This is a genomic window from Hymenobacter fastidiosus, assembly GCF_039539565.1.
GTDB lineage: Bacteria > Bacteroidota > Bacteroidia > Cytophagales > Hymenobacteraceae > Hymenobacter > Hymenobacter fastidiosus.
In genome coordinates this window covers 292904-318912 of the sequence record NZ_BAABDJ010000002.1, presented here as the reverse complement: position 1 = coordinate 318912, position 26009 = coordinate 292904, and the positions used below count along the sequence as shown (strand labels likewise).

The window sequence follows — 26009 nt, the reverse complement described above, 5'->3', positions numbered from 1 at the left end:
CGCCGCTCAAAGATGCTAACGAGAGCAGCGGAGCGCAGCCATTATAAGTCAGCTACCACGACTACCTGTATTTCCAGCACACTCTTCAATTTCTTATCATTTGTTAGAAACTGGCTGCAGCCGGCGTGAAGGGCGCTGGCCACTTGCAGCGAATCCATGCCTTTCAAAAATGAGTACTTCGCCCGCAGCTTGTAAGCCAGCGTAGCCACAGCCAACGGTATATCAAGCACTTGAATGTCCAGGTCCCGTAATAGTGCGTCGAAGTCCAGAATTACATCCGGACGCCCCAGCTGCTCAGGTTTTACGCAAAACTCGGTGTAGGTAAGTACGCTGGTAACCAGCACTGCGCCGCCCCCTACTACCTGCGTCAGGTAGCCAGCGACGGGCCGGTAGAAATCGGGGTGGTTTTCGACCAGGTAAATAAACGGGGCCGTGTCAAAGAACAGTTTACTCACGGTCGTCGGCGCGCAGCTGATTTACATACTGCTGGGCATCGGTGGTCCATACGCCCTGACCTTTACCCCGATGGCGGTCTAACACCTCCGCTACCCGGTTGCTCCGCCGCTTCAGGATTTCCTGATACACCAGCTCTAGCTCGTGGGGAGTCAGCGAAGCAATTTCCTGCAGAATCGTGTCCGTGCGGCTCATAGCTGATGGAAAAGAATACGATGAAGATACAGTCATTTTGGCGAACTGGTTCTCACTTCAAACTATACACCCGCTCGATAATCTCCACCACCTTCATGCCTTCCAGCGCGTTGGTCGTGGCGAAGCTGCGTTTCTGTACCGTATCCACCACATTCTCTATCACCTGCACGTGGTTGGCGGCGCTGCCCTGGTAGGGGCCGTAGTCGTTGGCGGGGTTGGTGGGCGGCAGTTCAGGCAGCTGGTAGTCGCGCAGGTGGCAGTACTCGACTTTGTCCATGTACTGCCCGCCGATGCGCAGGCTGCCGTGTTCGGCTACCACCGTCAGGGAGCTTTCCAGGTTCCGGTCCCAGACGGCGGTGCTGTACTGCAAGGTACCGCTGCCGCCGCGCACCAGGTCGAAGGTCACCAGGCCGGAGTCCTCGAAGTCGGTGAGGCCGGCGTGGTTGAAGTCGCGGAAGCGGGCCGTGATGCTGGTGATGTCGCCGAACACCCAGTAGAGCAGATCGACGAAGTGGCTGAACTGGGTGAAGAGCGTGCCGCCGTCCTGCTCCTGCCGGCCTTTCCAGCCGTCGGGCTGGTAGTAGCGGGCGTCGCGGTTCCAGAAGCAGTTGAGCTGCACGAGGTAGATCTGCCCCAGCCGGCCTTCGTCGTACACCTGCTTGAGCCAGGCGGCGGGCGGCGAGTAGCGGTTCTGCATCACCCCAAACACGAGGCGGCCGGTTTGCAGGGCCGTATGCACGATGGCCTCGGCATCAACCTTCCGCAACGCAATAGGCTTTTCAATAACAACGTGTAGGCCGTGCTTCAACCCCTGAATGGCCTGGGGCGCGTGCAGATGGTTGGGCGTGGCCACCGTCAGCACGTCGGCGGCGGGGCCCTGAGCCAGATAGTCGGCCAGGGAGAGAAAAAACGGCACGCCGGGAAATTCCGCGGCCAGGGCCGCCTGACGGACGGGCAGAATATCGATCAGGGCCACCAGCTCCGCTCCGGGGTGGTTCTGGACGAAGGTGGCGTGGCGGCGGCCGATGTGGCCCACGCCGCAGATGGCGAAACGAACGGCGGGAAGAATGTTGCTCACAGGCTGCGAATGTAGCGCGAACCGGCTGCTTCCGCTGCACGCGCCCAAAACTTATCGGTTTGGCCCGTTCGTCAGAATTGCCGGATCGTCTGCGCCACGTACGCCACCTGCTCGTCGCTTAGCGTGGGATGAATAGGCACCGACAGCACCGTGCGGCACAGGCGCTCGGCCACCGGAAACTGCCCGGCCCGGTAGCCCAGGTAGCCGTAGGCCGGCTGGAGGTGGTTGGGCAAGGGGTAATACACGACGCTGGGAATGCCGCGCTCTTGCAAAAACCGCTGTAGCTCGTCGCGACGGTTGGAGCCACTTGCCGCTTCTTCCACAATGAGCGTGTACTGGTGAAAGACGTGCGTACTGCGCGGGTCCCGGGCCGGAACGCGCAGACCGGCTACGTCCGCCAGAGCCGAATCGTACTGATCGGCGAGGCGCTGACGGCGGGCGGTCCAGGCCGGCAGGTGGCGCAGCTTTACGCGCAGCAGGGCCGCCTGCAGGGTGTCGAGGCGGGAGTTGAGGCCGATGTACTCGTGGTGGTACTTGCGGGTCTGGCCGTGGTTGGCGAGCTGGCGCAGGAGCTGGGCCCGCGCCGCATCCTGCGTGAACAGGGCCCCACCGTCGCCGAGGGCCCCGAGGTTTTTGGAGGGAAAAAACGAGGTGGTGCCCGCGTAGCCCGCCGTGCCGGCCGCCACCCGCCGGCCATCAGCCAGCTGGCAGGTGGCCCCAATGGCCTGGGCATTGTCTTCAATAAGGGGTACGCCGTACTTCTCCCCTATGGACAGCAGCACCGGCAGATCAGCGCACTGCCCGAACAGATGAACCACGATGATGGCGCCGGTGCGGGGCGTAATAGCCGCCTCTACCGCCGCCGGATCGAGGTTGAACGTGTCGGGCCGCACGTCTACGGGTACGGGGCGCAATCCCAGGATGGCGGCCGCTTCCAGCGTGGCCACGTAGGTGAAGGCGGGCATGATGATTTCGGCCCCGGCCGGCAGGCTCAGGCTCATTAGCGCCAGCTGGAGCGCGTCGGTGCCGTTGGCGCAGGGAACGATGTGGGGGCCGCCGAGGTAGTCGCTCAGCTCTTGGGCAAACTCCCCTACGGCCGGCCCCTGGATAAAGGCGGCTTCGTGCAGCGTGTGGCGCAGGGCTTCGTCCAGCTCCGGTTGAATGGCGGCGTGCTGGGCCGCCAGGTCCAGCATCTGGATTGGTGAGACCGGGGAAGAAGGCGTGGGCAAGGGCAGCGGCTGAAGGGTAAAAGCCAAAGATAGTACCCCCAGCTGATGCCTGTTCTCGGCCGCGCGATGCAACCCCGCGCCGGAGCTTCCGTTTAGTTGGGCAGCGTAGCATTTGACTGCTGCTATATTCTCTCCCTTCAACACCTCCTGCCATGTTTAAGAAAACCATAACCCTCCATACCCTGGCCGCGCTGCTCACCATCGGCGGCCTCACTTTCACCCAGACCAGCTGCTCCCAGGCCGAAAAAAAGGAAGTATCCCAGGATAGCGACCAGGCCTACACGAACTTTAAAGACTACGTAGCGACGGTAGAAACCAGCGCCGGCAACGCCGCCACGGCTACCGAAGCCGACTACAATGCCGAAACGGCCCGGCTCAAGGCCGATTTCGATACCAAGGTAGCCGCCGTTGACCAGTATGCCGGCCAGTACGACGACGCCCGCCGCCAGGAAATCGAGCAGCTGCGCACCCGCTACACCACGGCCTACGACCAGCGCGACATGGCCTGGCGCAACCGCAGCGCCGGCGGCATGGCTACCACGGCGGTGATGGGTCAGTACTACAAACCCAGCAACCCGGCCAGCAAAGTCACGGCGGCCAATGCCCGGGCCACCTACGAAGCTTTCGTGCAGAGCGTGAAGCTGAACGAGGACAAGTACGATATCAACGACTGGAAAAACATCAATGCCGAGTGGCGCGCCCTGGATGAAGCCTACGACGTGGTGAAAGGCGACATTCCCGCCAACGATCTGGCCGAGATTCAGAAGGAGAAGCTGAAATACGCCGCCTTTAAGTCGTTTGATAAGTCGGAAGCCCGGGTTTCGCAGGGAGCCGCCGAGGTTCGGGGCGAAGCCAACGAAATGAACGCCCGCACCGCCGACGAGCGCGGTGCCGTAGGTCAGGCGGCCCGCAATACTGCCTCCGATGTAAAGGAAACCGGCAAAGACGTAGGCCAGGGTGCCGCCAAAGTGGGCAGTAAGGTAGGTAGTGCCGTAAAAGGGGCCTACAAGGAAGTGAAGTCCGAAGTGAAGAATACGGACAACGACTAATAAGTCAGATTACTGAGAAATAAGAAAGGCCCGTTACGAAGAGTGACGGGCCTTTCTTATTTCTCAGCAGGCCGGTACAGAGCCTGCAGAAGCCAGCCTAGCTTCAGCATATCCAGGTGCCGCAGGCCGGGCTTGCCGGACAGTAGATTGCGGCGGAAGACTGGTTCCAGCGCGGTCAGGGCAGGTCGCACCAGCCCGCTCAGGCCATTTTGCTCCAGGCGCAAAGCCATGCGGAGCAGGCGCGTATCGGTTCCCAACCCTTCGGTACGATACAGCAGCGCCAGATTACGCACGGCATCGTGCGTCTTGTGCAGAAAGTCCTCGGCGGGCTCCAGCCCATCGTGGAGCACGGGGTTGTCGAGGTGGCGTACGGCAATGCCGGCTTCCCGCAGCCGCCACCCGAACTTGGTGTCTTCGTGGCCGTAGCGGGTCAGGCTTTCGTCGAGGCCGAACCGACGAAAGATGGCAGTCCGGATCAGCAGGTTGTTGAGCGTGAGCTGGGCGTGCGGTTCCTGCTGGCGCACGCTGGCCCGGCGCGCTTCCCGCTCCCGGCCGTAGCACCAGCGCAGATATAGCCGGGGGTCGGCGGGCGGCGCAAACTCGTAGATGGTGCCGCCTACCAGCACCGGGGCCAGAGCGTGGGCGTCGGCGTAGCGGGTCAGGAACTGGTCGTCGGGCAGCAGACTATCGTTGTCGAGCAGCAGCAGCCACCCATGGTGGGCAGCGGCGGCAAGGCGGTTGCGGATGGCGGCCCGGCCTACATTATGCGGCAGCTCCACGTAGCAAACCATTGGCCACGCGGCCAGCAAGGCATTCAGCTCGCGGAATTCCGGCGCGGAGCCATCATCAAAGCACAGAATCTCCACCGGCCCGCCCCAGTCCGCCGCTTGCTCCAGCAGGTCGCTGACCAGCACCGTCACGTCGCGGTTGTACACCGGAATCAGTATCGAAAGCCCTGTTTCCAATTAAGAATTAACAATTAAAAATTAAGAATTGCCGGGGGGGTGTCCTTGCCCTGCTGTAAGGTCGTGGGAGTTACGCCGGGTCGCGTTATAGCGGTTTCGCGAACGGTATAGATGCGGTGTAGAGACGCGATACTTCGCGTTTCCTGCCAGAACGGCAACGGATGAGCCTCGTTCAACGAGGAGCCGCGAAGGGTCGCGCCGCTACATGTACACCGATCATGAAACCGCTGTAAGTAGTTCTTAATTCTCCGTTTTTAGTTGAAACGGCGTGACGGCGGAGTCGATCAGCTGGCCGTTTTCGCACTTCAGCACCCGCTTCGGGTATTGGCGGATAATCTGGTAGTTGTGCGTGGCCATGAGCACGGCCGTGCCGGAGTTGTTGATTTCCACGAACAGGCGCATAATGCTGTCGGCCACGTCGGGGTCGAGGTTGCCGGTGGGCTCGTCGGCCAGCAGCAGCAGCGGCTCGTTGAGCAGGGCCCGGGCAATAACCACGCGCTGCTGCTCGCCGCCCGAAAGCTGGTGGGGCATCTTGCTGGCCGAGCCCGCCAGCCCCACCCGCATCAGCACCTCCGAAATGCGCTGCTGGATCTTGGCCTTGCCGCTCCAGCCGGTGGCCTTGAGCACGAACAGCAGGTTTTCGGCCACCGTGCGGTCGAACAGCAGCTGGAAATCCTGGAAGATGATACCCAGCTTGCGGCGCAGAAACGGCACTTTGCCGCTGCTTAGCTTGGGTAGGGCGTAGCCGGCTACGGTGGCCGCCCCGGCCCCCACCGGCAGGTCGGCGTACAGGGTTTTAAGCAAAGAGCTTTTGCCCGAGCCGGTGCGGCCCACGAGGTAGGCAAACTCGCCCTTTTCCAGCGTGAACGACACTTTCTGCAGCACCGTATTCACGTCCTGCATCACGAACACCTCGTGCAATTCAATAACGGCCATCTTTTTGGTGCTTGGTGCTTGGTGCTTGGTGCTTAGGCAGCAGAGGATGGTCAAAACCTATTCTGGCTAAACCAGAATGATCCAGTCACTAACAACGAAGCACTAAGCACTCTACTCAAATTTCCAGCTTCTGCAGCTTGCCGAACTCCAGCCCGGCGATGACGGCCGCCAGTTCCGTTTCCTTGTTTTCCAGCCCATAGCGGTGCAGGTCCTTCAGCGGTCGGTCGGCGCGGAAGTAGGCAATGAGCACGAAGTTCTCGTCCCGCAGCTGAATGTAGTCCGGAATTTTGGCCTTGCCCTTTACTTTGATGATGTACATGGACTTATAATGTGGGAAATGTGAAAATGTGAAAAATGTGAAAATGACGCCGGAGCACATTCAGCCCATTTTTCTCATTTCACCCATTATGAATTAGCCATTTACTTTCTTGTGGTCGGCCAGGAAGGTAGCCAGGCCGCTGTCGGTCAGCGGGTGCTTGAGCAGGCCCGTAATTACGCTCAGCGGGCAGGTCACCACGTCGGCGCCGATTTCGGCGCACTGAATCAGGTGGGGTATGTGGCGCACGGAAGCGGCCAGCACCTGGGTGGGGTAGCCGTAGTTGCTGAAAATCTGCACGATCTGCTCCACCAGCTGCAGGCCGTCGTGCCCGATATCATCGAGGCGGCCCACGAAAGGCGACACGTAGGTGGCCCCGGCTTTGGCGGCCAGCAACGCCTGACCGGCCGAGAAAATCAGCGTGCAGTTGGTTTTAATGCCTTTTTCGGAGAAGTAGCGGATGGCCTTTACCCCGTCGCGGGTCATGGGCACCTTCACCACGATGTTGGGGTGCAGATCGGCCAGCATTTCGCCCTCGCGCACTATTTCCGCGAAATCCACCGCAATAACTTCGGCCGACACGTCGCCTTCCACCAGCTCACAGATCTGCCGATAGTGCGCCATGATGTTGTCCAGGCCCTTGATGCCTTCCTTGGCCATCAGGGAAGGATTGGTCGTCACGCCATCGAGTACGCCGAGGTCGACGGCTTCCTGAATGTCTTGGAGGTTGGCGGTATCAATGAAGAACTTCATGCGGGCAGAGAATTAAAAAAGAATGCCCCAAAGCTAACCGTTTGCCGGCAAACGCGGCGGGGTTATCCTGGGGCCTTGGGAACAGGGCAAAAAAAAGCGAGCCAAAATCGCACCGCTCAACCGTTTACCCTTGCTACCTTCCGGTCCTGGGGGAGTTCAACAGGAGCTGGTCGTTCTGACTCGCCGGGACAAATATACACTATATCCGCCGCCAAATGGCCCTGGTGAGCGGGATAATTCCTTTTATTTGGTGCTTTGTCGCAGATAGTCAGCGGATTTATTTTTTCGCCGCCACTGGCTATCAGCCTTTCCGGAAGGCTTTCACCGCCGCTTTGCTCCGCTTTTTCAGATCCTTCCGGTAGCCCGGTATGGCTTTCAGGGCAAACCTAAACGGCTGCGCGCCCTCTAGTTTCTGTTGCTCCGCCTGGTAGCCCGCGTAGCTTACGGCAGCCGTCAGAGCCGGCTCGGTGGTCTGAACCAGCACTTCTCCGTGGGAGTTGGCTATGCCGGTCTGCGATTTACCGGACAGGAGCCCAACGGTAACAGTGGCTCCCGCCAGCGGCCGGCCATCCAGATTGAGCACTTTGCCGGTTATGTAGCGCACCATCGGCGGGGCGGAGGCCGGGCTGACTTTGTCGGCCCGCGCAACGGGTTGCCCATTTCCGGATTGAGCAGTGGCTGACCGCGAGAACAAGGCCAGCAGCAGTACGCCGCAGAGAAGCAGGGAGGCTTTCATAAAACCAGCAAACAAAGGGAGGGAAAAAAGCATTTCGCTTAATTCCAGACTACCAATAGCCTGGGTTCTACTAAGCTAATAACTATCAGCCACTTATTGTTATATCCTCCGATACTTTTCTTTCAACCAATTCCACCCCCCGTCCCAGCCGGTAAAACCACGGGCGGGCGGCATTTCTGTAATCGCCTGCACTTCCCCGGGGCGGTATTTTCATTTTGTGCCGTTGGCAAAACCCGGTTCCGTCTCGCGGCCGGCAACCGCTGCTTGTCTTGCTGCTAGCCGGTCCTGTTTGCTGACAACCGGGAAAGCGCCCCGCAAAGCAAAGAACCCGCTTCACTTCACGGGACGCCCGGGGGAGGAATCGGGCAGTCGGCAGGGCTATTTGTTGTAGAAGGCTTTCACGGCGGCCTTGCTCTGCTTGCGCAGCTGGCGTTTGTAGTCGCTGATGGGTTCCAGATTAAAGGTCACCGGCTGCGGATTCGACAGCCGCAGCTCAGCATCTTCGTAGCCCGCATACCGCAGCTGCAGCAGCGGCTTGGCGGCACTTGAATGCAGCATATAGGTGCCCTCCGCGTTGGTCACCGTCACCTGATCTTTGCCGGGCCCGACAGAAACCAGCACCCCCGCCAGCGGCCGGCCTTTTTCGTTCAGCACGGTACCGACGAACAGCCGGCCGGAGTTTTCGCCGGGGGCGATACCGCTGGTGGCAGTTATTGTGAGGGCCGCTATCGACTTGGGGGGCAGTTGGCGCCCGGACGACGTTTGATCAGTCTGGGCGGTAGCACTCAGGGGCAACAGACCAAGCAGGATCAGGGAAGAGTAAAGGATATTTTTCATACCAGGGCGTTTTAAGATGATCCTTCACTGGCAGCAAGCCTGCCCGCAAAGAATAATGATGTAATTATACAAACAAATATTTTTATTATTTCAATTTATCCCGCAATATTTATTCACCAAGTTCTATCATATCAGAATCGAATCATATTCGCTTTGCTAAGATCCCCGTAACGGACCGGATATTTTGCCTCCTCCGCCCGCCTGCCTACCTTTGTCACATGCCCGAACAAATCCTGATTCTCGATTTTGGCTCCCAGTACACCCAGCTCATTGCCCGCCGCATCCGGGAACTGAACGTGTACTGCGAGATTCACCCCTATACCAGCGCCCCGGACCTCACTGAGGACATCCGGGGCGTCGTGCTTTCGGGCTCGCCGTGCTCAGTGCGCGACCCGGAAGCGCCCAACCCCGACCTGAGCCGCTACCTGGGCCGGGTGCCGGTGCTGGGCGTGTGCTACGGCGCCCAGCTGCTGGCCCAGCAGGGCGGCGGCGAAGTATTGCCCGCTACGATCCGGGAATACGGCCGCGCCCGCCTCAACCACCTCGACCCGGCCAGCCCCCTGCTGCGCGACCTGACCATCGACTCGCAGGTGTGGATGTCGCATGGCGATACCATCAAGAGCTTACCTTCGGGCTACAACATTATTGCCGGCACGCCGGAAGTGGCCGTGGCCGCCTACCACGTGCAGGGCCAGCAAACCTACGGTATCCAGTTTCACCCCGAAGTAACCCACTCCACCGAAGGCAAGCTGCTGATGCGCAACTTCGTGCTGGACATCTGCGGCTGCGCGGCCGACTGGACGCCCGAGCACTTCGTGGATAGCATGGTGCTGGCCCTGGAAAACACCATCGGCCCCGCCGACCAGGTGATTCTGGGTCTTTCCGGCGGCGTTGATTCCTCGGTGGCGGCCCTGCTGCTGCACCGCGCCATCGGGCCCCGCCTGCACGGCATTTTCGTCAACAACGGGCTGCTGCGCCAGGACGAGTACGAGCAGGTGCTGCATTCCTATAAGGACCTCGGCCTGAACGTGCGCGGCGTGGATGCCTCAACGGAATTTTACGCGGCCCTGGTCGGCCTCACCGACCCCGAGCTGAAGCGCAAAGCCATTGGCCGCACCTTTATTGAGGTGTTTGACCGGGAAGCCCAAAAGGTGGATGGAGCCCGCTGGTTGGCCCAGGGCACCATTTATCCCGACGTGATTGAGTCGGTGTCGGTGAAGGGGCCGGCGGTGACCATCAAAAGCCACCACAACGTGGGCGGGCTGCCCGAGAAGATGAACCTGAAAATCGTGGAGCCGCTGCGGGCCTTGTTCAAGGATGAGGTCCGGCAGGTGGGCGATGCGCTGGGGCTGCCCCACAACATCCTGCACCGCCACCCTTTCCCCGGTCCGGGCCTGGGCATCCGCATTCTGGGCGACATCACGCCCCAGAAAGTTGACCTGCTCCAGCGCGCCGACGCCATTTTCATCAACGGCCTGAAAGACTACGGCCTCTACGACCAGGTATGGCAGGCCGGCGTGATGCTGCTCCCCATTCAGAGCGTGGGCGTGATGGGCGACGAGCGCACCTACGAGCAGGTGGTGGCCCTGCGCGCCGTGACCAGCGTGGATGGCATGACCGCCGACTGGGCCCACCTGCCCTACGACTTTCTGGCCGACGTGTCGAACAAGATCATCAACCAGGTGCGCGGCATCAACCGCGTGGTGTACGACATCAGCTCGAAACCCCCGGCCACGATTGAGTGGGAGTAATCGGAACCACGGATTCCTGCGGATTTTTCGGATTTTGGGGACGACGCGCTTAGGCGCTACAAAGCCGCTTCGGGTGACCGGAGCGGCTTTTTTGGTCGACAATGCCTGTCCGGCAGCGGGCCGCCGAACTGAACCAGAGCCGAGGATTCCTGTAGCTGCTGCCCGACCGGCTGACTACCGGGTTTCCCGGGCAAAATGTCCCATCTGCCGCACGGTCAGGTAGCCCAGCAGCAGGAAAGCCGTGAGCAGCAGCGTGACACCGTAGGTGCGCGGGTGGGCAAAGGGATGCAGCAGGCGCTCGGCCAGATCCTGGGCCAGCGCCAGCGGCTGCGACACCACGTTCCAGCTGTTGTAGCGCAAAAACCGCCCGACGTACACGCCCAGGCTACCCAGCAGCAGCGCCCCCACGGCAAATATCCAGCCCCATGCCCGGCCGAAAGCGCGGGTAAACAGGCGCTGCATTTCCTGCAGCGAGCAAAACGCGAGCATCAGACCATTCCAGGCAAAGGACAGAATCAGGGTCAGGTCGTACCACACCGGCATATCGGGCCAGGTGTGCAGGTGGAAAAAGTCGGTGAGGATATAGGGCGCATTGGGGAAAAACAGCAGCCATACGGCCGTGACCGGCAGCAGCAGCCGACGCCGAACCGGGCCGGCCGCCAGCCCGAGCATGGTGCTCATCCCGAACGGCACGACGGCCAGAAACAGATTCCAGAGCAGGAAAATATAGGTTATCCGCTGGGTGAGGTAGATGCGAAAGGCCAGCAGCGCCAGGCTCAGTACAATGGAGGCCCCGAGCAGCAGCAGCAGGCCCAGCCGCTGGCGCATGTAGTCGAAGGAAAGTAGCGGAACGGGAACGGACATAAGGCGGCTGACGCGAAGGAAGACGAATAACGGAATTTTGCGCGGCTATTTACGCTGGCAACCGCAGGAAAAAGCGGCGGAATCTTACCCACGGTTCCTACGTACCTTTGCTGGCCCGGAACTGGGTGCTTTGCCATTTTATCCTCCTGCCCGCTTCCTTAACCCCGGTCCTCCCCGATGCGGCATACCCGTACGCCCCTGCTGCTTTGCCTGCTGACCAGCGCGGTGCTGGCTTTGCCCGGCTTCGCCCAACAGCCCGTTTCCCGCCCTGCTCTCCCTGCCCCCCGTCCGGCGGCGGCGGCTAAAACCACCCCGGCCAAAGTAGCTCCGCCGGCCGCCAGGGCGGGTACGGCCACGACCGGCAGGACAGCACCCAAAGCTCCGGCTGCAACCACCAGGAGCACAACCCCGACTGCGCCGGCCAGACCCGCCGGCGCGGCGGCAACACCGGTAAGTGCGCCGAAATCAGCCAAGGCCGGTATTTACGCCCCGCCTTCCGCCGCAACGGCGGGCCCTAAGCCGGCCCCCGCCAAGCCGGCGCCGCCGCGGCCCGCCAACCTAGGCTCGACCGACCCCAACATCCGCTACCAGAACGGCAAAACCCTCATCGGCCAGCTGCGCTATGAGCTGGCCATGCAGGAGCTGGAACCCCTGACCCGGCCCGGAGCCCGTTTCGAGCGGGCTCCCGAAGCGGCTTACTTGTATTCCGTAGCCGCCACCCGGGCCAAAAAATGGGCCGAGGCCGAACAGATGCTGAACCTGCTGCGCACCGAATATCCGGCCTGGGTAGGTTTGCCGGACGCTTTTTTTCTGCAGGCCCAGGTTTCCTTCGAGCAGGGCGACACCGACAACGCCCTGCGGGTGCTGAGCCAGCTCCCCGCCGACCAGCTCGGGCCGGAGCGCGAGAATATGAAGGCCGTCTACCTGCCCCGAATCAAGGACAAGCTGCAGTTCCAGACCCTGCTTTCCCGCTACCCCCAGGATGCCGCCCTCGGCCGGGCCTACGCCGACAAGCTCGCCAACGGCGGCTGGTACACCGACGCCGACAAGGCCACGCTCGATCAGCTTATCACCCAGCTCAGCCTCGACCGGACCCGCTATACGCCCCGTCCCAAGCCGGCCAAAAAGAGCAGCTACAACGTAGCCGTGCTCCTGCCTTTCGAATTCAACGACCCGGGCTGGGAGAAAGTCCGCAAAAACCAGTTCGTAACCGACCTCTACGCCGGGCTGCGTATCGCCCAGGATTCGCTGCAGCGCGAAGGCCGCCCCGTGCAGCTGTTTTCCTACGACACCGGGGCCGACACGCTCCAGCTCAAGCAGGTGCTGGCCCTGCCCGAGCTGGCCGGCATGGACCTCATTATCGGGCCGGTATACAAATCGGGGAGCAAGCTGCTGGCCCGCTACGCCCAGCAGCGCCAGATCGTCTGCGTAAACCCCCTGTCCCAGGACGGGGAGCTGGTGCTCGACAATGGCTGGCACTACCTGTTCGAGCCCAGCTCGGCCACCCAGGCCCGGCAGGCCGCGCAGTTTGCCTTCAATCAGTTCACGGCCCGCACGGCCGTGGTGCTCTACGAAGACACCAACGATGAAGCCGCCTTCGCCCAGGCCTACAAAACGGCTTATGAAGCCCTGGGCGGCAAAGTTCAGGCCCTGCGCCGCATCAACTCCGACGTGGACGAGTCCGTAGCGGCCGGCTTCGCGGGTATCGACCTGAAGTCCATCGGCCACCTCGTGGTAGCCTCCGACCATCGCAAAGCCGGCCCGGCCGTGCTGGGGGCTATCCAGGCTCAGGGAGCCCGGGTTCCGCTGCTCACGTACGCGTCCTGGATGGATAACTCCCGGGTCAGCCTGGGCCAGCTTGACTCGCGGGACGTGTATTTCATCCATCCCAAGTACCTCGACAAAACGGCTCCGGGGGTGCGGCGCTTTCGCCAGCTCTACCTCCAGCGCCAGAACCTGCCGCCATCAGTATTTGCCTTCACGGGATTTGAGCTGCTGTACTACTTTGGCTCCCAGCTCCACCAGAACGGGGCGGCGTTTCAGGCCAACCTGGCGGCGTCGGGCCCGGTTTCGGGCAGCGTGTTTCAGGGCCTGGGCTACCCCGGCGGAGCCCACGACAACCAGTACGTGCCCATCACCAAGCTCGAACGGCTGGACCTCGAAGTGCTAAACCCGGTCGGGGTGCGCTAGGTTGTAGCTATGCCGTGTCACCCGGCAGCAGCCAGGTACCTCGTTGAATAATTCGTTAACCCTCCGTTTCCGTCACCTGTAACCACCGGTGCGGATGCCTCACCAGGCTTACGCCTGGTGCCACTCTTCTCTTCTATGTCAACTGCTCCCGCTCTCAACCTTTCCACTTCCGACACCCTCTTCACCCGCGCCAAAGACCATATTCCCGGCGGCGTAAACTCGCCGGTGCGCGCCTTCCGCGCCGTGGGCGGACACCCGGTTTTCATGCAGTCGGCCAAAGGAGCCTGGCTGACCGACGTGGACGGCAACCGCTACCTGGATTTCATCAATTCCTGGGGGCCGATGATTCTGGGGCACGCCCCGGAAGTGGTGCTGGAAGCCGTGCGGGCCGCTATTCCGGCGTCGCTTTCTTTCGGAGCGCCCACCCGCCGGGAAGTGGAAATGGCCGAGCTCATCAAGCAGATGGTGCCCAGCATCGAAAAGGTCCGGCTGGTGAATTCGGGTACCGAAGCCACTATGTCGGCTATCCGGGTAGCGCGGGGCTACACCGGGCGCGACAAGATCCTCAAGTTTGAAGGCTGCTACCACGGCCACGGCGACGCCTTTCTGATTGCCGCCGGCAGCGGGGCCCTCACCCTCGGCACCCCCGATTCGCCCGGCGTAACCGAGGGCGTGGCCCGCGACACCATCACGGTGGCTTACAACGACCTGGCCGCTACCCGCGCCGCCGTGGAAGCCAATAAGGACCAGGTAGCCGCCCTGATTCTGGAGCCCGTCGTGGGCAATATGGGCCTCGTGGTGCCGGCTGAAGGCTACCTCCAGGGCCTGCGGGACCTGTGTACCGAGCACGGTATCGTGCTGATTTTCGACGAGGTAATGACCGGTTTCCGCCTGGCCCGCGGCGGAGCGCAGGAGCTCTACGGCATCACCCCGGACATGACCACGCTGGGCAAAATCATCGGCGGCGGGATGCCCGTGGGCGCTTACGGTGGCCGCCGCGACATCATGGACTGCGTGGCCCCGGCCGGCAAGGTGTACCAGGCCGGCACGCTGTCCGGCAACCCCATTGCCACCGCCGCCGGTATTGCCCAGCTCACCTACCTGCAGGAACACCCGGAGCTGTACACCGAGCTGGAGCGCATCACCACCCGCATTGCCGACGGCACCCGCCGGATTGCCGCCGACCTGGGCCTGAATTACACCGTGAATCAGGTGGGGTCCATGTTCAGCGTATTCTTCACCTCCTCCCCCGTCACGAACCTGGAAGACGCCAAGACGTCCGATACCGAAGCTTTCGGCCGCTATTTCCAGGCTATGCTGCACCGCGGCATCTACCTGGCCCCGGCTCAGTACGAAGCCCTGTTCGTATCCATTGCCATGACGGATGAGCTGGTAGACCAGTATCTGACGGCCTGCCGCGAGTCGATGCGCCAAGCCCACGGAATGTAGGTTGGTTATTGGTTTTTGGTGGGTGGTTTTTGATTTTTGGTTAGTGAAGCTGGTTAGGAATTCAACTTCTTGTCGGTTGTCATCCTTCATCTGGCGTCCGCTTGCGAAGGACCTTCCTCTTTTCGCACTTTAAAACTCCTTTCACTGTACAACATCCTTCTCCGCGCCACAGGAAGGGCTTTGCTCATTGAACCAGGCTTGGCAGAATATCTGAGGAAGGTCCTTCGCAAGCGGACGCCAGATGAAGGATGACAGATGAAGGATGACAATCGACAAGAAGTTGAATTCCTAACCAGCTTCACTAACTAAAAACCAAAAACCACCCACCAAAAACCAATAACCAATAACCATTCGCGACCTTTGCGGCCAAACTGACCCGCTGCTATGTCCCGACTTCGCCTCTTGTTGCCGCTGTTTTTCCTGCTGTGCGCCCTTTCTCCCGGCACCCTGCACGCCCAGCCGGAAGCACCCGCCGCGGCCAACAAGCGGCTCTTCGACCGCACCGTGGATGAGCTGAACTTCCGCACGATGGAAACCGTGTACGACAAGTCGTTTACGCGCAACAAGTTTCCCGTCACGCTCCGCTCCCACAAGGCCCGCCGGCAGTTCGACGGCTTCGGGGCTAATACGGCTCTGAAAAAGCTGTTTCAGAACTACAACGACGCGTCGGAGCGCTTCAAGAACCGCTACGGGAAGGGGCGCACCGATCTGGCCGAGTTTGAGAAGCAGCTGCGCAGCATCCTGCTCGATAAGAACTTCGAGTTCTTCATTCGCAACCTGCCCCGGGCCGAGCGGGTAGATCTGATCCGGGCCCAGGAACGCGTGATCAAGCAGGCTTCAGCGCAGTTTAATGCGTCTGAAGACGCGGCGCCCGAAGACCTGGCCGCCGACGGCGCTGCCGTACCACCCGCCGACGGTGAAGCTGAGCCGCCGGTCACGACTCCCATGGAGGACCCCGCGCCCCAGCCGGAAGCTCAGGTAACTGAGACGACTCCGGCGCTGCGCACTGCCGATACCACGTCGGCCGCCGCCCACGACTGGCTGGATTACCTGACCCTGCTGCTGGCGGCCGCCTCGACCCTGCTGCTGGCGCACGTCGTGCTGAACATCCTGCCCGACCTGCGGGCCCGCCTCGATGGCCTGGCCGAGGAGCTGGAAGAGCAGCGCCCCGATATCGACCGCACCAGGCGCCACCCTGCCGGAGCCCTGCCCGAAGACCGCTACGAAGACGAGGAAGTGAATTAATTAGTAATTAAGAATTAGTAATGAGCAACTGGTCGCTGACGACAGCCGCTTCTGGCTACTGACGGCAGCTGACTTTGCTGCTGACGAATTCTTAATTCTTAATTATTAATTCTTAATTAGTAATCAACCCACCCATGATTCTGACCGATCAGCAGATTCTCGCCGAAATCAAGAGCGGCAACATCGTCATTGAGCCCTACGACCCCAGCTGCCTGGGCACCAACTCCTACGACGTGCACCTGGGCCGCTATCTGGCTACCTACCGCGACGCGGTGCTGGACGCCCGCAAGCACAACGAAATCGACGTATTCGAGATGCCCCGGGAAGAAGGCTTCGTGCTGCAGCCCGGCGTGCTGTACCTGGGCGTGACGCAGGAATACACCGAAAGCCACGCCCAGGTCCCGTTTCTGGAAGGCAAGTCCAGCGTGGGCCGCCTCGGCATCGATATTCACGCCACCGCCGGCAAGGGCGACGTGGGCTTCTGCAACACCTGGACCCTGGAAATTTCGGTGACCCAGCCCGTGCGCGTCTACCCGGGCATGCCCATTGGTCAGCTCATTTACTTTGCCGTGCAGGGCGACGTGCAGACGTTCTACAACCGCAAAGCCAGCGCCAAATACAACGTCCGCACCGACAAGCCGGTGGAGTCGATGATGTGGAAAAACGTGTGGTAGACCAGTAAACGACTGTCCTTGCGGGCAACGCGAAGCAATCCGTCCGGTAAAATGAGTTGAGCCCGATAAAAGCAGTACCCCCCCAGCGTAGGCGCACCTCGGGGCTTGCTGCTGAAATGGAGTACAGCCCATTGGAGAGAACGGATTGCTTCGCGTTGCCCGCAGGAACAGTGCTCCGCTTATTGGCTAAGCCGAACTCCGTGGCACAGTTTTTCGTTAGTAATTCCTTAACAGCCTGGTTCGGGTGCTCCGGCCCCGGCTTTTTGGCTTTCTCGGATTTGTCAAGCTAACGATTCTATACCATGCGTACTTCCCTTGCTCTCGGCACCTTGCTTCTGGTCGCTACCCTCGGCGTACGGGCCCAGCCGCAGCCTTCGATGGTTCAGCCCCAGGATAAAACCCAGGCCTCGCCCCGTTTATCCGAAGTACAGCTGCGGGCCAAGCGCCTTTCCGACCAGATGGCCCGCGACCTGCGCCTCAATGGCTACCAAAGCACCAAGCTGCGGACCATCAACGAGGATAAGGTGGCGAAAATGGCCGCTATTGAGCGGAAGCACGCGGGCAACCCTAAGCTGATCGACGAGCAGTGCGGCCTCGTCTGCAAGGAGCGCGACCAGGAGCTGCGGGGCGTCCTCTCCACCAACCAGTACAGCGACTACTACGATTCCCGCTCGGACTTCTACCAGTTCGACAAGGAGTACGCGACCCGCACGGCCAACGCCACTTTCGTAAACTCGGTCCAGAACCCGCTGCCAGCCAACAGCCGGGGCGCTACTATCGGGCCAGCCACGCAGAAGGCTGCCCCTACGCGAGCCGCCACCGTGCGGGGCCGTTAGCATAAGCCTGAATTGAAAAAAGACCCGCTGAATAAGTTCAGCGGGTCTTTTTTATGCCTTCAGACAGCAAGCGTCAGCTTACTGGAGCGGCGGCTTTTCCGCTTCTTCGTTGATGTGAGCCATCAGTTCCTGGCACAGGTCACGCATTTTCTTCACCATCACGGCGTCGCTGGTGGCGGTGTGCAGGCTCTCGGCCATGGCCCCGATGGTGTCGACGTAGAAATGTTTCATCTCATCGACGGGCATGTCCTTGGTCCAGAGGTCGATTTTCATCGTGCCGGCCTGGTCCCGGTCCCAGAGGGCAATGTTGATGGCTTTGGCGAAGTGGATATCGGGGCCCGCATCGGTGGCCTGCCAGCTGATGGCCTCGGGTACCTTCTGGTCGTCGAGGGCAATGCTGAAGCGGATTTCGGTTTTTTTCATCACTGATTTTTAAACTGATCAGGCTGATTTCGCTGATTCCCTCTGCTTGATTCCCATGCCAACGTGAGGACGTAAGGGGCTGCCAGCATCAGTGAAATCAATAAAATCAGCGCCAATCAGCGATTTAGACGTAGTTGTTCAGCATCACCGGCATCACCAGCATCAGGATGCTTTCGTTGTCGTCCGGGGTGGTGGGCATGAGCAGGCCGGCACGGTTGGGCGTGCTCAGCTCCAGGGTGATTTCCTCGGAGTCGATGTTAGACAGCATTTCGGCCAGGAAGCGGGCGTTGAAGCCGATTTCCATATCCTCGCCGTCGTACTGGCAGGGCAGCTTCTCGTTGGCTTCGTTGCTGAAGTCGAGGTCTTCGGCGGAAATGGTCAGCTCGGACCCGGCCAGCCGCAGCCGTACCTGGTGGGTGGTTTTGTTCGAGTAGATCGAAATACGCTTCACCGAGTTCAGGAACTCGGCGCGGCTGATGATGAGCTTGTTGGGGTTGCTGACCGGAATAACGTTTTCGTAGTCCGGATACCGCTCGTCGATGAGGCGGCACACGAGGCGCATCTGGTTGAAGCTGAAGAAGGCGTTGGAGTTGTTGAACTCCACTTTCACCGTGGTAGCTTCCGACGGCAGGGCACTTTTGAGCAGGTTGAAGGCTTTGCGCGGAATGATGAGGTTAGCGGTCTGCCCCGCGCCTACGTCGGAGCGGCGGTAGCGCAGCAGACGGTGGCCGTCGGTGGCCACGAAAGTCACCTGGCTGTCGGCCAGCTGCACCAGAATGCCGGTCATAGCCGGGCGCAGCTCGTCGGTGCTGACGGCGAAGATGGTTTTGTTGATGGCGCGGGCCAGAGACGAGGACGGCATCTCAATCGGGGCCGAGCCTTTTACGACGGGCACGCGGGGGAAATCGGTAGCATTCTCACCGGCCAGCTTGTAGCGGCCGTTCGACGAGCTGATTTCAATGGTGTAGGTTTCCTCGTCCAGGGTGAAGGTCACGGGCTGGTCGGGCAGGTTCTTGAGCGTGTCGAGCAGGATGCGGGCGGGGGCGGCAATGCGGCCACTTTCGCGGGCTTCCACGGGCAGCTCGGTTATCATGCTCGTTTCCAGATCGGAGGCCGTAATCGTCAGCTTACCATCCTCGATTTCGAACAGGAAGTTCTCCAGAATCGGCACCACGGGGTTGTTCGTGACTACGCCGTTGATGCTCTGGAGCTGCTTGAGCAGGGCGGAAGACGAGACGATAAACTTCATAGAGGCGGAGGGTTTCGGACGTTTTGGGAAGAGGACAAAGATAGGGAACCGCAACGGGGTTTTCTAGCGCGCCGCCGGGTAGAATCAGAGGCGCCGGACCAGCAGGTTTACCGGGCGCATTACCCCGGCACCACCCCCCTCCGAAACCCCGATAAGGGAGTTGGCCGCGGGACTATAACCGGCCCAGGAAGACTAAGCGCTTGCCCTTAGTGCGGAAAACGCTTTATTTGAATCCCACTATATCGTTACTACCCCACGCTGATGTCAACTTCCGCGCTCTACCATCTGGTATATCAAAGTGCCGCCACGGCTCCTTTCACCGACCAGGATCTGGAGGCCATCCTCATCCGGTCGCGGGCCTGGAATACGGCGCACGGCCTTACCGGCGTGCTGCTCTACAGCCACGGCGAGATCATGCAGGTGTTGGAAGGCACGAAGCAGGAGGTGCAATACATTTTCGAGCGCATCGAGCGCGACAACCGCCACCAGCAGGTGGTAAAGCTGTCGGATGGCCCGATTGAGCAGCGCAATTTCTCGCAGTGGAGCATGGGCTTCAAGGCCGTCGACGCCCAGGATTTCAACCACCTGAGTGGCTACCTCAATCCTGCCGTCCCGGACTACCTCACCACCTACTCCGAGAACGAGAACATCTCCCTGCACGAGTTGCTGACCGCTTTTGTGAAGGAAGATGAGATTCGGTACTAAAGCCGCCCCCGGCCCGCAGGGTTTCCGATGGCCGACGCAACCCGCACCCAGTTTGGAATAACCCAGGAACGCATGGCCAGCTGGCTGACCGCTGCTTTGCAGTAGCCCCGGCGGGGCGGCATATGGGTAGCTGATCCAGTCAAGAAATCGACAAAGCCCCGGCGGGGCGGCACTTGGCCTGGCCGGGGTGGCGCCCCGCTGGGGCAAACTGCAACAGGCTGAAGCCTGCAGTATTTAATGGAGCAACTGGTGAAAACAGTGCCACAGTGGAGCCCCCACAATCAAGCCCAATACCATCACGACACCAACACCGGCTACCATATTCAGCGCTACCACCTGCCCGACATTGGTATAGCTGTCTTCGTGTTCTTTCCGCACTACACGCCGTACCAGCCAACTCTGCCGATAGCGCAGGTACATGTAACAAAAGCCGATGGGCACCAGCGCCAGCGCCGTCATTACGTTCTCAATGAGAATTCGCAGGATAAAGCGGACTATCTCCCCCAGGATTTCGAAAACAAACTCTCCCATAGTCGCGAAATTGCTATCGAAGCGGTTTAGGATGAAAGCCAAGCAGATTCCACTCTAAAACCGCGCGTACCGCCGCTTGCGCCGCCAGGCGCGCACCGCGCCGAACGCGGCCAGCAGCAGTAGCGGGGCCCCTAAGTTCAGCAGCTGCCAGCTCCGGCGCTCATCCTGGGCTTTGAGTTTATCCAGGGGCCGCAGGGTGATTTGCTTGCCGCGCACGCTGATCAGGCCGCTTTCGTCGAGCATATAATCCACGGCGTTGAGTACCAGCTCGCGGTTGGCAAATTCGGTGTTGGCGAGGCGGTCGAAGCCCAGGCGGAAGGGGCGGCCGGTTTTGGGGTCCAGCTCCGAGCGGATAAAGTCGCCATCGGATATCACCAGCACTTTCGAGGGCTGGGCCTGAGGCGAGGCAGCGGGTTGAAACCGCGTGGTGCCGGGCTGGGCGCGGTTGGTGTAGAGCGAAGCAAACCGGCCTTCGAGCAGGTAGCCCACGGGCTCGAACTGCTGCTTATACAGCTTCTGGTCGGGTTCGAGGCGGGCGTCGTTGAGGTTGACGGGTACCGGCGAGGGCAGCAGGCGGGTGTAGCGGGAAGTGAACAGCAGGGGCGTTTTGCGGATGCCGGCGGCCTTCACCGTATCTATGCTGCTCACGAACTTGGTATACACCGCGTCGAGGTTGCGGGTGATGGGGTGCGGGCTGAAGTTGTTGATGAGCGGGTAGAACTGCCAGGGCATGGGCTCCACCTTGGGCTTGTCGCCGGTCATGCCCGTGATGAGGGGAATCACGCCCGAGTTGAGGTCCAGCAGCAGGTCGGGGTTCACGCGCACGCCGTACTTGAAGAGCAGGTCGTCGAGGCCGAGCTGGAGCGGGAAGGAGAGCATGCCGCCGCGGTTGGCGCTGTCGAGGTTCACGCGCATGGCATCCACGAAAAACAGCGCGCGGCCGCCCTGGGTGATGAAGTGGTCCAGCTTGAACTTCTCCGGCTCAGAATACGGGGTAGCAGGCTTGGCCACGATGATAGCGCTCAGGCTCTGCAAGTCCCGGTCCCGCACCTGGTTCAGGTTCACGCGAAACACGTCGTAGTCCGGCTGCAACGAGCCGATGATGTCGCCGGCCTCCAGGTTGCTTAGCTCGCCGTGGCCTTCGAGCACGCCGATGCGCTTACGCTGGCCGGGGCTGAGCTTGCGGATGGCGCGGGCCAGCTCGTACTCCAGCCCTTCAATACTCTGGTTGAGGCGCACGTCGGAAGGGGCCGCCTGGTTGCCGCGCAGCAGCAGCACCTGCTCTTCCTTACCGCCCGCCGCCACCGTGGCCCAGGGAAAGATGATTTTCTCGACCCGCTTGCCGTTCTCGTTGGCCCCGAGGTTGGTTGGCTTCAGCCCTTTCTTAAACAGGGAGGCATAGTACTCGTTGCGGGCCTTTTCGGTAGCGGCCGCCGACGGGTCCACGAACACGTAGTGCAGGTTGGCGCCGCCGTACACCTGCATTTCATTCAGCGTTTCGCGCACCGACTGCTGCAGGCGGCGGAAGCCGGGCGGGAAGTCGCCGTCGAGGTACACGGTCACCGTCACGGGCTGCTTCAGACTTTCCAGCAGCTGCCGGGTGGCCGGGGCCATGGTGTAGCGCTTTTCCTGGGTCAGATCGAGCCGGAAGAAAAACTGCTGGCCGACGAAATTAAAAATCAGCAGCAGGCCGATAACCGCCCCAAAGCGGAGCCAGTCGCGGCGGCGGCGGGAAGTAGGGGGCGTAGGTTGGGTTTCGGGCATTGTTCTGTCGTGGACCCCTCCCCCCCGGCCCCCGGCCCAAAGGGAGAGGGGGTGCCAGACGAACCAGGGCTTTAGAGTAGTAATCAAAGCCCCTCCCTTTTGGGGAGGGGTTGGGGAGGGGCTACCAGTTCCGGCTTTGCAGCACCAGCTTCGTGGCCAGCAGCATAGCCGCCACCAAAGACAGGAAATAGGTCAGGTCACGGGAGTCGATGAGGCCTTTGCTGAGGTCGCGGTAGTGGGCGGCAATGCCGAGCTGCCCGATGTAGTAGGCCGGCGCGCCGTCGAACAGGGACGCCAGCGAGTCGAAGCCGGAATACACCAGAAAGCACCCCACCACGGCCACCAGAAAAGCAATGATCTGGTCGCGGGTGATGGCGCTGGCGAAGATGCCGATGGCCGCAAACACCGCCGCCAGCAGCGCCAGCCCCAGGTAAGAGCCCACCGTAGCCGCCGAATCGATGTTGCCGACGGGGTTGCCCAGTTGATAGACCGAGTAGTAGTAGAGCAGCGTGGGCACCAGCGCCAGCAAAGCCAGCAGCAGGCAGGCCAGGTACTTCCCGCCGATTATCTGCCCGTCGGTGAGCGGGCGGGTGAGCAGCAGCTCGATGGTACCGGCCTTTTTCTCCTCGGCGAAGGTGCGCATGGTGAGGGCCGGAATCAGGAACAAGAATATCCAGGGGGCCATGTTGAAGAGCGTCTGCAGGTCGGCGTAGCCGTAGGTGAGCACACTGCTGTCGGGAAACACCCACACGAACAGGCCCATAGCCACCAGAAACACCCCGATGACCACGTAGGCGACCGGGGAGTTGAGGAAGGCGTTGAATTCTTTGCGAAGGATGGCAAGCATGGGGTTAATGTGCTGATGGGCTAATGTGGGTAATGTGCTGATGTGGGCAATGCGCTGATGGACTAATGTATTGATGTTAAAAGAACGTCATTCCGAGCGAAGTCGAGGAATCTCGCATGCTGACGTTTGATTACTAATCCATCATCAGCACGCGAGATTCCTCGGCTTCGCTCGGAATGACGTTTTTGGTTATATTCCTCACTTCGTCAGCTCCTGAAATACCTGCTCCAGGCTTTGCTCTTCCTGCCGCAAACCCAGCAGCACCCAGCCCTGCTGGGCCGCCAGCCGCGAAATGGCCCCGCGCTGGTCAGTGCCCGCGACGGCGCGGATGCGGTACGTGTGGCCCGCCTCTACCTCCACCCGGCTGATACCGGGCAAAGCCTGCAACGGAGCCATATCAATAGCCTGCTCAAACTCGGCGCGGATGATGGTTTCACCGGCTGCCCCGGCGCCCAGCTCCGCGACCGGCGAATCGGCCACGAGCCGGCCGCGGTTGATGATGACGGCCCGGCTGCACAAAGCCGTGACCTCGGGCAGAATGTGGGTGCTGAAGATGACGGTCTTGTCCTGGCCCAGCTCGCGGATGAGCTGGCGGATTTCCTGGATCTGGTTGGGGTCGAGGCCGGTGGTGGGCTCATCGAGGATGAGCACGCCGGGGTCGTGGATCAGGGCCTGGGCCAGGCCCACGCGCTGCCGGTAGCCTTTCGACAGCGCCCCGATCTGCTTGTTCTGCTCCCGCCCCAGCCCTACCCGTTCCACCAGCTGCGGTACGCGCTGGCGCAAGGCCGCGCCGCCCAGCCCGTGTACCGAGCCAATAAATTCGAGGTACTCGTGCACGTACATATCCAGGTAGAGCGGGTTGTGCTCGGGCAGGTAGCCCACCCGGCGGCGCACTTCCAGCGGATGCGTCAGCACGTCGTAGCCGTCGATGAGTACGGTGCCAGCCGTGGGCGGCACGTAGCCGGTGGCCATCTTCATCGTGGTGGACTTACCCGCGCCGTTCGGCCCCAGAAAGCCCAGAATTTCGCCCTTGCCCACCGTGAAGCTAAGGTTGTCCACGGCATTCTGGGCACCGAAGGTTTTGGTAAGATTCTGTATTTCAACCATTTTATGAGTTGCCGGTTGCCGGTTGCCGGTTGTGAGTTGCCAGTTGCCGGTTGTGAGTTGCCGGTTGTCAGTGTATTCTGACAGCTACCAGAACAAACTGGCAACTGGCAACACGCAACTGGCAACTCATTTCCGGGGCTGCAAAGGTCGCACTTCTACTTCCGATACCAGCACGCCAGCCGGGGATTCCAGGGTGTGCAGGATGGTGGCGGCTACGTCCTCGGGCTGGAGCTTGTGCGGGTTGGGCGCGGCGCCCGGCGTGGCTCCGTTGAAGTTGGTTTCCACCGAGCCCGGATTCACGCAGGTCACCTTGATGCCATCGTGCCGCACTTCCTTGAACAAAGCCTGGGAAAAGCCGCGCACCGCGAACTTGGTGGCGCAGTAGCCGGCCATGGTTTCGCTGCCCACCGTGCCGGCCAGCGACGCCACGTTGATAATATGGCCCAGCTGCTGCTTTTTCATCTGCGGCAGCACCGCCCGGCAGCAGTAGAACGTGCCGTGCACGTTGGTGTCGAACATCGTGCGCCAGTCGTCGGCCGCGAAGCCGTCTACTGCGCCCATGATGCCCACTCCGGCGTTGTTGATGAGCACGTGAATTTCCTCGCCCACTTTCCGGCGCGTGTTCACGTAGGCTTCCTGCACCGCTACCTCTTCGCGCACATCGCACGCAATGAAGTGGAACCGCTCGTGCTGCAACCCCTCGGGCGCGGTGCGGCCCCACCCGGCCACCACGGCTCCTTGGGCCAGCAGCGCCTCGGCCGTGGCCCGGCCAATGCCTTTGCTGACGCCTGTCAGAATAACTATCTTGCCGGTCAGGTTCATGGTACGCGGGATGTTTCGGATGGCTATTGGGATGCAAGGTAACGCCCGGGGGCGGCTTTTGGGTGTACGAACCAGCCTGGTAGCGGGCTGGCTGCTATTGGCGGCCTGCGGCCCGGACCACGAAACCGACTGCCTGAAAAGCACCGGCAAGGTGACCACCGAGCGCCGGGCCCTGGAGCCCTTCCGCGTCATCATCGCCTACGACAACGTGGATATCACGCTGGTGCAGGGCCCTGAAATCTACGCCGAAGTGCGGGCCGGCAAAAACCTGCTGGCAAATATTGAGCTGACCGTCAGCAACGGGCAGCTGACGATTCGCAACACCAGCCGCTGCAACTGGGTGCGCCGCTACGACTCGCCCCGGGAAGTTACCGTGCACCTGCCCCGCCTCAACGATATCTTCCTGCGCGGCCAGGGCAACATCCGCACCGCCGGAAATTTCCGGGCCGATACGCTGTTCTGCCACCTCGTCGGGGCCGGCGACTACGACCTCGATATTACCAGTCACTACCTCAACCTGGACATGTACGAGCTGGGCGACATTACCCTGCGCGGCCGGGCCGACGACTGCCACCTGGCGGTGGGCGGCACCGGTAGCCTCCGGGCCCAGGGCCTGCAAACCCAGCAGTGCTACGTCGAAATGACCCGCGACTCCGACGGCGACGCCTACGTATCCTTCGCCGACTTCCTGGCCGGCACCCACGCCGGCACCGGCACCGTGCATTACCAGGGCAACCCCGCCCAGGTCCGGATGCAAATCACCGACAAAGGCAAAGTGGAACAAATCAATTAACAATTAACAATGAGCAATTATCAATGAAGCTGTTTAGAAAGTCAGCTTTTCTAAGCGTTTGTCATCCTGAGCGCAGCGAAGGAGCTTATCCCGCCTGGTAGTTCATCGAGCGGGTACCGTTCAGCCGGGATAAGGTCCTTCGCTGCGCTCAGGATGACAGACTGCTTGACTTTCTAAACAGCTTCATTGTTAATTGCTCATTGCTCATTGTT

Annotated in this window: 27 protein-coding genes and 1 other RNA gene; 9 read left to right on the top strand and 19 right to left on the bottom strand. The window is 61.0% G+C overall.

The genetic code is table 11. The features are described from left to right. Positions 1-41: 41 nt before the first annotated feature. From ABD833_RS02150 to ABD833_RS02135, 4 genes are all read right to left on the bottom strand, one after another. Complete coding sequence (locus ABD833_RS02150; protein WP_345070660.1) at positions 42-455, bottom strand: type II toxin-antitoxin system VapC family toxin; 414 nt, start codon at positions 453-455, stop codon at positions 42-44. After that, complete coding sequence (locus ABD833_RS02145) at positions 448-648, bottom strand: hypothetical protein (protein ID WP_345070659.1); 201 nt, start codon at positions 646-648, stop codon at positions 448-450. The genes ABD833_RS02150 and ABD833_RS02145 overlap by 8 nt, the downstream gene beginning before the upstream one ends. A 52-nt stretch (positions 649-700) precedes the next feature. Next, positions 701-1726 carry a Gfo/Idh/MocA family protein gene (locus ABD833_RS02140; RefSeq protein ID WP_345070658.1) on the bottom strand — a complete coding sequence of 342 codons (1026 nt, stop codon included), beginning with the start codon at positions 1724-1726 and terminating at the stop codon, positions 701-703. A gap of 71 nt (positions 1727-1797) precedes the next feature. Continuing rightward, on the bottom strand, positions 1798-2982 hold the full coding sequence (locus ABD833_RS02135; protein ID WP_345070656.1) for a DegT/DnrJ/EryC1/StrS family aminotransferase: 1185 nt from the start codon (positions 2980-2982) through the stop codon (positions 1798-1800). Positions 2983-3107: 125 nt separating this feature from the next. Here ABD833_RS02135 and ABD833_RS02130 point away from each other — a divergent pair, with 125 nt between their 5' ends. Then, entirely contained in the window at positions 3108-4004 is an 897-nt protein-coding gene (locus ABD833_RS02130; RefSeq protein WP_345070654.1) for a hypothetical protein, read from the top strand. Positions 4005-4060: 56 nt separating this feature from the next. Here ABD833_RS02130 and ABD833_RS02125 read toward each other — a convergent pair whose 3' ends face one another. From ABD833_RS02125 to ABD833_RS02095, 7 genes are all read right to left on the bottom strand, one after another. Next, on the bottom strand, positions 4061-4969 hold the full coding sequence (locus ABD833_RS02125; protein WP_345070653.1) for a glycosyltransferase family 2 protein: 909 nt from the start codon (positions 4967-4969) through the stop codon (positions 4061-4063). A gap of 240 nt (positions 4970-5209) precedes the next feature. Then, the gene (locus tag ABD833_RS02120) at positions 5210-5905 is read right to left on the bottom strand and encodes a cell division ATP-binding protein FtsE (protein WP_345070652.1); all 696 of its coding nucleotides are present in this window, start codon (positions 5903-5905) and stop codon (positions 5210-5212) included. A 115-nt stretch (positions 5906-6020) separates the two neighbouring features. Then, positions 6021-6224 (bottom strand): fructose-6-phosphate aldolase, encoded by a 204-nt coding sequence (locus tag ABD833_RS02115; protein ID WP_345070651.1) that lies wholly within the window; start codon positions 6222-6224, stop codon positions 6021-6023. 93 nt (positions 6225-6317) lie between these two features. Continuing rightward, positions 6318-6974 (bottom strand): fructose-6-phosphate aldolase, encoded by a 657-nt coding sequence (gene fsa / locus ABD833_RS02110; protein ID WP_345070650.1) that lies wholly within the window; start codon positions 6972-6974, stop codon positions 6318-6320. Between the two features lie 90 nt (positions 6975-7064). Continuing rightward, positions 7065-7161: signal recognition particle sRNA small type (gene ffs, locus ABD833_RS02105), an RNA gene on the bottom strand. A gap of 114 nt (positions 7162-7275) precedes the next feature. Then, a complete protein-coding gene (locus ABD833_RS02100) occupies positions 7276-7710 on the bottom strand; it encodes a carboxypeptidase-like regulatory domain-containing protein (protein ID WP_345070649.1) in 435 nt (144 codons plus the stop codon). A gap of 378 nt (positions 7711-8088) precedes the next feature. Next, positions 8089-8547 carry a carboxypeptidase regulatory-like domain-containing protein gene (locus tag ABD833_RS02095; protein ID WP_345070647.1) on the bottom strand — a complete coding sequence of 153 codons (459 nt, stop codon included), beginning with the start codon at positions 8545-8547 and terminating at the stop codon, positions 8089-8091. A gap of 218 nt (positions 8548-8765) precedes the next feature. Between ABD833_RS02095 and guaA the strand changes: the two genes are divergently transcribed. Beyond that, the gene (gene guaA, locus ABD833_RS02090) at positions 8766-10298 is read left to right on the top strand and encodes a glutamine-hydrolyzing GMP synthase (RefSeq protein WP_345070646.1); all 1533 of its coding nucleotides are present in this window, start codon (positions 8766-8768) and stop codon (positions 10296-10298) included. 174 nt (positions 10299-10472) lie between these two features. Here the strand turns inward: guaA and ABD833_RS02085 are convergent, their stop codons facing one another. Continuing rightward, positions 10473-11162, bottom strand: a complete 690-nt coding sequence (locus ABD833_RS02085; protein ID WP_345070645.1) for a DUF1361 domain-containing protein — start codon at positions 11160-11162, stop codon at positions 10473-10475. A gap of 177 nt (positions 11163-11339) precedes the next feature. Here ABD833_RS02085 and ABD833_RS02080 point away from each other — a divergent pair, with 177 nt between their 5' ends. The 5 genes from ABD833_RS02080 to ABD833_RS02060 all read left to right on the top strand — a co-directional run bounded on the left by ABD833_RS02080 (position 11340) and on the right by ABD833_RS02060 (position 17556). Continuing rightward, positions 11340-13352: an ABC transporter substrate-binding protein gene (locus tag ABD833_RS02080; protein ID WP_345070644.1), complete on the top strand. Its 2013-nt coding sequence runs from the start codon at positions 11340-11342 to the stop codon at positions 13350-13352. Positions 13353-13487: 135 nt separating this feature from the next. Next, on the top strand, positions 13488-14801 hold the full coding sequence (gene hemL, locus ABD833_RS02075) for a glutamate-1-semialdehyde 2,1-aminomutase (protein ID WP_345070643.1): 1314 nt from the start codon (positions 13488-13490) through the stop codon (positions 14799-14801). A 384-nt stretch (positions 14802-15185) separates the two neighbouring features. Continuing rightward, positions 15186-16046 carry a hypothetical protein gene (locus ABD833_RS02070; protein ID WP_345070642.1) on the top strand — a complete coding sequence of 287 codons (861 nt, stop codon included), beginning with the start codon at positions 15186-15188 and terminating at the stop codon, positions 16044-16046. A gap of 134 nt (positions 16047-16180) precedes the next feature. Next, positions 16181-16720, top strand: a complete 540-nt coding sequence (gene dcd / locus ABD833_RS02065; RefSeq protein ID WP_345070640.1) for a dCTP deaminase — start codon at positions 16181-16183, stop codon at positions 16718-16720. 302 nt (positions 16721-17022) lie between these two features. Then, positions 17023-17556, top strand: coding sequence for a hypothetical protein (locus ABD833_RS02060; RefSeq protein ID WP_345070639.1), 534 nt, complete (start codon positions 17023-17025; stop codon positions 17554-17556). A 78-nt stretch (positions 17557-17634) separates the two neighbouring features. Here the strand turns inward: ABD833_RS02060 and gldC are convergent, their stop codons facing one another. Then, positions 17635-17979: a gliding motility protein GldC gene (gldC, locus tag ABD833_RS02055; protein ID WP_345070637.1), complete on the bottom strand. Its 345-nt coding sequence runs from the start codon at positions 17977-17979 to the stop codon at positions 17635-17637. 124 nt (positions 17980-18103) lie between these two features. Continuing rightward, entirely contained in the window at positions 18104-19228 is a 1125-nt protein-coding gene (gene dnaN, locus ABD833_RS02050) for a DNA polymerase III subunit beta (protein WP_345070636.1), read from the bottom strand. A gap of 261 nt (positions 19229-19489) precedes the next feature. Between dnaN and ABD833_RS02045 the strand changes: the two genes are divergently transcribed. After that, on the top strand, positions 19490-19933 hold the full coding sequence (locus tag ABD833_RS02045; RefSeq protein WP_345070635.1) for a BLUF domain-containing protein: 444 nt from the start codon (positions 19490-19492) through the stop codon (positions 19931-19933). Positions 19934-20167: 234 nt separating this feature from the next. Here ABD833_RS02045 and ABD833_RS02040 read toward each other — a convergent pair whose 3' ends face one another. The 5 genes from ABD833_RS02040 to ABD833_RS02020 all read right to left on the bottom strand — a co-directional run bounded on the left by ABD833_RS02040 (position 20168) and on the right by ABD833_RS02020 (position 25004). Then, positions 20168-20464, bottom strand: coding sequence for a hypothetical protein (locus ABD833_RS02040; protein ID WP_345070634.1), 297 nt, complete (start codon positions 20462-20464; stop codon positions 20168-20170). A gap of 54 nt (positions 20465-20518) precedes the next feature. Then, complete coding sequence (gene gldG / locus ABD833_RS02035; RefSeq protein WP_345070632.1) at positions 20519-22228, bottom strand: gliding motility-associated ABC transporter substrate-binding protein GldG; 1710 nt, start codon at positions 22226-22228, stop codon at positions 20519-20521. A gap of 121 nt (positions 22229-22349) precedes the next feature. Further along, the gene (gldF, locus tag ABD833_RS02030; RefSeq protein WP_345070631.1) at positions 22350-23075 is read right to left on the bottom strand and encodes a gliding motility-associated ABC transporter permease subunit GldF; all 726 of its coding nucleotides are present in this window, start codon (positions 23073-23075) and stop codon (positions 22350-22352) included. 198 nt (positions 23076-23273) lie between these two features. Continuing rightward, positions 23274-24182 carry a gliding motility-associated ABC transporter ATP-binding subunit GldA gene (gene gldA, locus ABD833_RS02025; RefSeq protein ID WP_345070630.1) on the bottom strand — a complete coding sequence of 303 codons (909 nt, stop codon included), beginning with the start codon at positions 24180-24182 and terminating at the stop codon, positions 23274-23276. Between the two features lie 126 nt (positions 24183-24308). Beyond that, a complete protein-coding gene (locus tag ABD833_RS02020; RefSeq protein ID WP_345070629.1) occupies positions 24309-25004 on the bottom strand; it encodes an SDR family oxidoreductase in 696 nt (231 codons plus the stop codon). A 58-nt stretch (positions 25005-25062) separates the two neighbouring features. Here ABD833_RS02020 and ABD833_RS02015 point away from each other — a divergent pair, with 58 nt between their 5' ends. After that, positions 25063-25797, top strand: coding sequence for a head GIN domain-containing protein (locus ABD833_RS02015; RefSeq protein WP_345070627.1), 735 nt, complete (start codon positions 25063-25065; stop codon positions 25795-25797). The last annotated feature ends 212 nt before the right edge of the window (positions 25798-26009 follow it).

Bases quoted from the DNA above. Each gene is read 5' to 3' on its own strand.
- guaA (WP_345070646.1), top strand. From the start codon at position 8,766: ATGCCCGAACAAATCCTGATTCTCGATTTTGGCTCCCAGTACACCCAG.
- hemL (WP_345070643.1), top strand. From the start codon at position 13,488: ATGTCAACTGCTCCCGCTCTCAACCTTTCCACTTCCGACACCCTCTTC.
- ABD833_RS02045 (WP_345070635.1), top strand. From the start codon at position 19,490: ATGTCAACTTCCGCGCTCTACCATCTGGTATATCAAAGTGCCGCCACG.
- dnaN (WP_345070636.1), bottom strand. From the start codon at position 19,228: ATGAAGTTTATCGTCTCGTCTTCCGCCCTGCTCAAGCAGCTCCAGAGC.
- gldG (WP_345070632.1), bottom strand. From the start codon at position 22,228: ATGCCCGAAACCCAACCTACGCCCCCTACTTCCCGCCGCCGCCGCGAC.
- dcd (WP_345070640.1), top strand. From the start codon at position 16,181: ATGATTCTGACCGATCAGCAGATTCTCGCCGAAATCAAGAGCGGCAAC.
- gldA (WP_345070630.1), bottom strand. From the start codon at position 24,182: ATGGTTGAAATACAGAATCTTACCAAAACCTTCGGTGCCCAGAATGCC.
- ABD833_RS02145 (WP_345070659.1), bottom strand. From the start codon at position 648: ATGAGCCGCACGGACACGATTCTGCAGGAAATTGCTTCGCTGACTCCC.
- fsa (WP_345070650.1), bottom strand. From the start codon at position 6,974: ATGAAGTTCTTCATTGATACCGCCAACCTCCAAGACATTCAGGAAGCC.
- gldF (WP_345070631.1), bottom strand. From the start codon at position 23,075: ATGCTTGCCATCCTTCGCAAAGAATTCAACGCCTTCCTCAACTCCCCG.
- ABD833_RS02095 (WP_345070647.1), bottom strand. From the start codon at position 8,547: ATGAAAAATATCCTTTACTCTTCCCTGATCCTGCTTGGTCTGTTGCCC.
- ABD833_RS02020 (WP_345070629.1), bottom strand. From the start codon at position 25,004: ATGAACCTGACCGGCAAGATAGTTATTCTGACAGGCGTCAGCAAAGGC.
- ABD833_RS02040 (WP_345070634.1), bottom strand. From the start codon at position 20,464: ATGGGAGAGTTTGTTTTCGAAATCCTGGGGGAGATAGTCCGCTTTATC.
- ABD833_RS02130 (WP_345070654.1), top strand. From the start codon at position 3,108: ATGTTTAAGAAAACCATAACCCTCCATACCCTGGCCGCGCTGCTCACC.
- ABD833_RS02080 (WP_345070644.1), top strand. From the start codon at position 11,340: ATGCGGCATACCCGTACGCCCCTGCTGCTTTGCCTGCTGACCAGCGCG.
- ABD833_RS02115 (WP_345070651.1), bottom strand. From the start codon at position 6,224: ATGTACATCATCAAAGTAAAGGGCAAGGCCAAAATTCCGGACTACATT.
- ABD833_RS02085 (WP_345070645.1), bottom strand. From the start codon at position 11,162: ATGTCCGTTCCCGTTCCGCTACTTTCCTTCGACTACATGCGCCAGCGG.
- gldC (WP_345070637.1), bottom strand. From the start codon at position 17,979: ATGAAAAAAACCGAAATCCGCTTCAGCATTGCCCTCGACGACCAGAAG.
- ABD833_RS02120 (WP_345070652.1), bottom strand. From the start codon at position 5,905: ATGGCCGTTATTGAATTGCACGAGGTGTTCGTGATGCAGGACGTGAAT.
- ABD833_RS02100 (WP_345070649.1), bottom strand. From the start codon at position 7,710: ATGAAAGCCTCCCTGCTTCTCTGCGGCGTACTGCTGCTGGCCTTGTTC.
- ABD833_RS02060 (WP_345070639.1), top strand. From the start codon at position 17,023: ATGCGTACTTCCCTTGCTCTCGGCACCTTGCTTCTGGTCGCTACCCTC.
- ABD833_RS02070 (WP_345070642.1), top strand. From the start codon at position 15,186: ATGTCCCGACTTCGCCTCTTGTTGCCGCTGTTTTTCCTGCTGTGCGCC.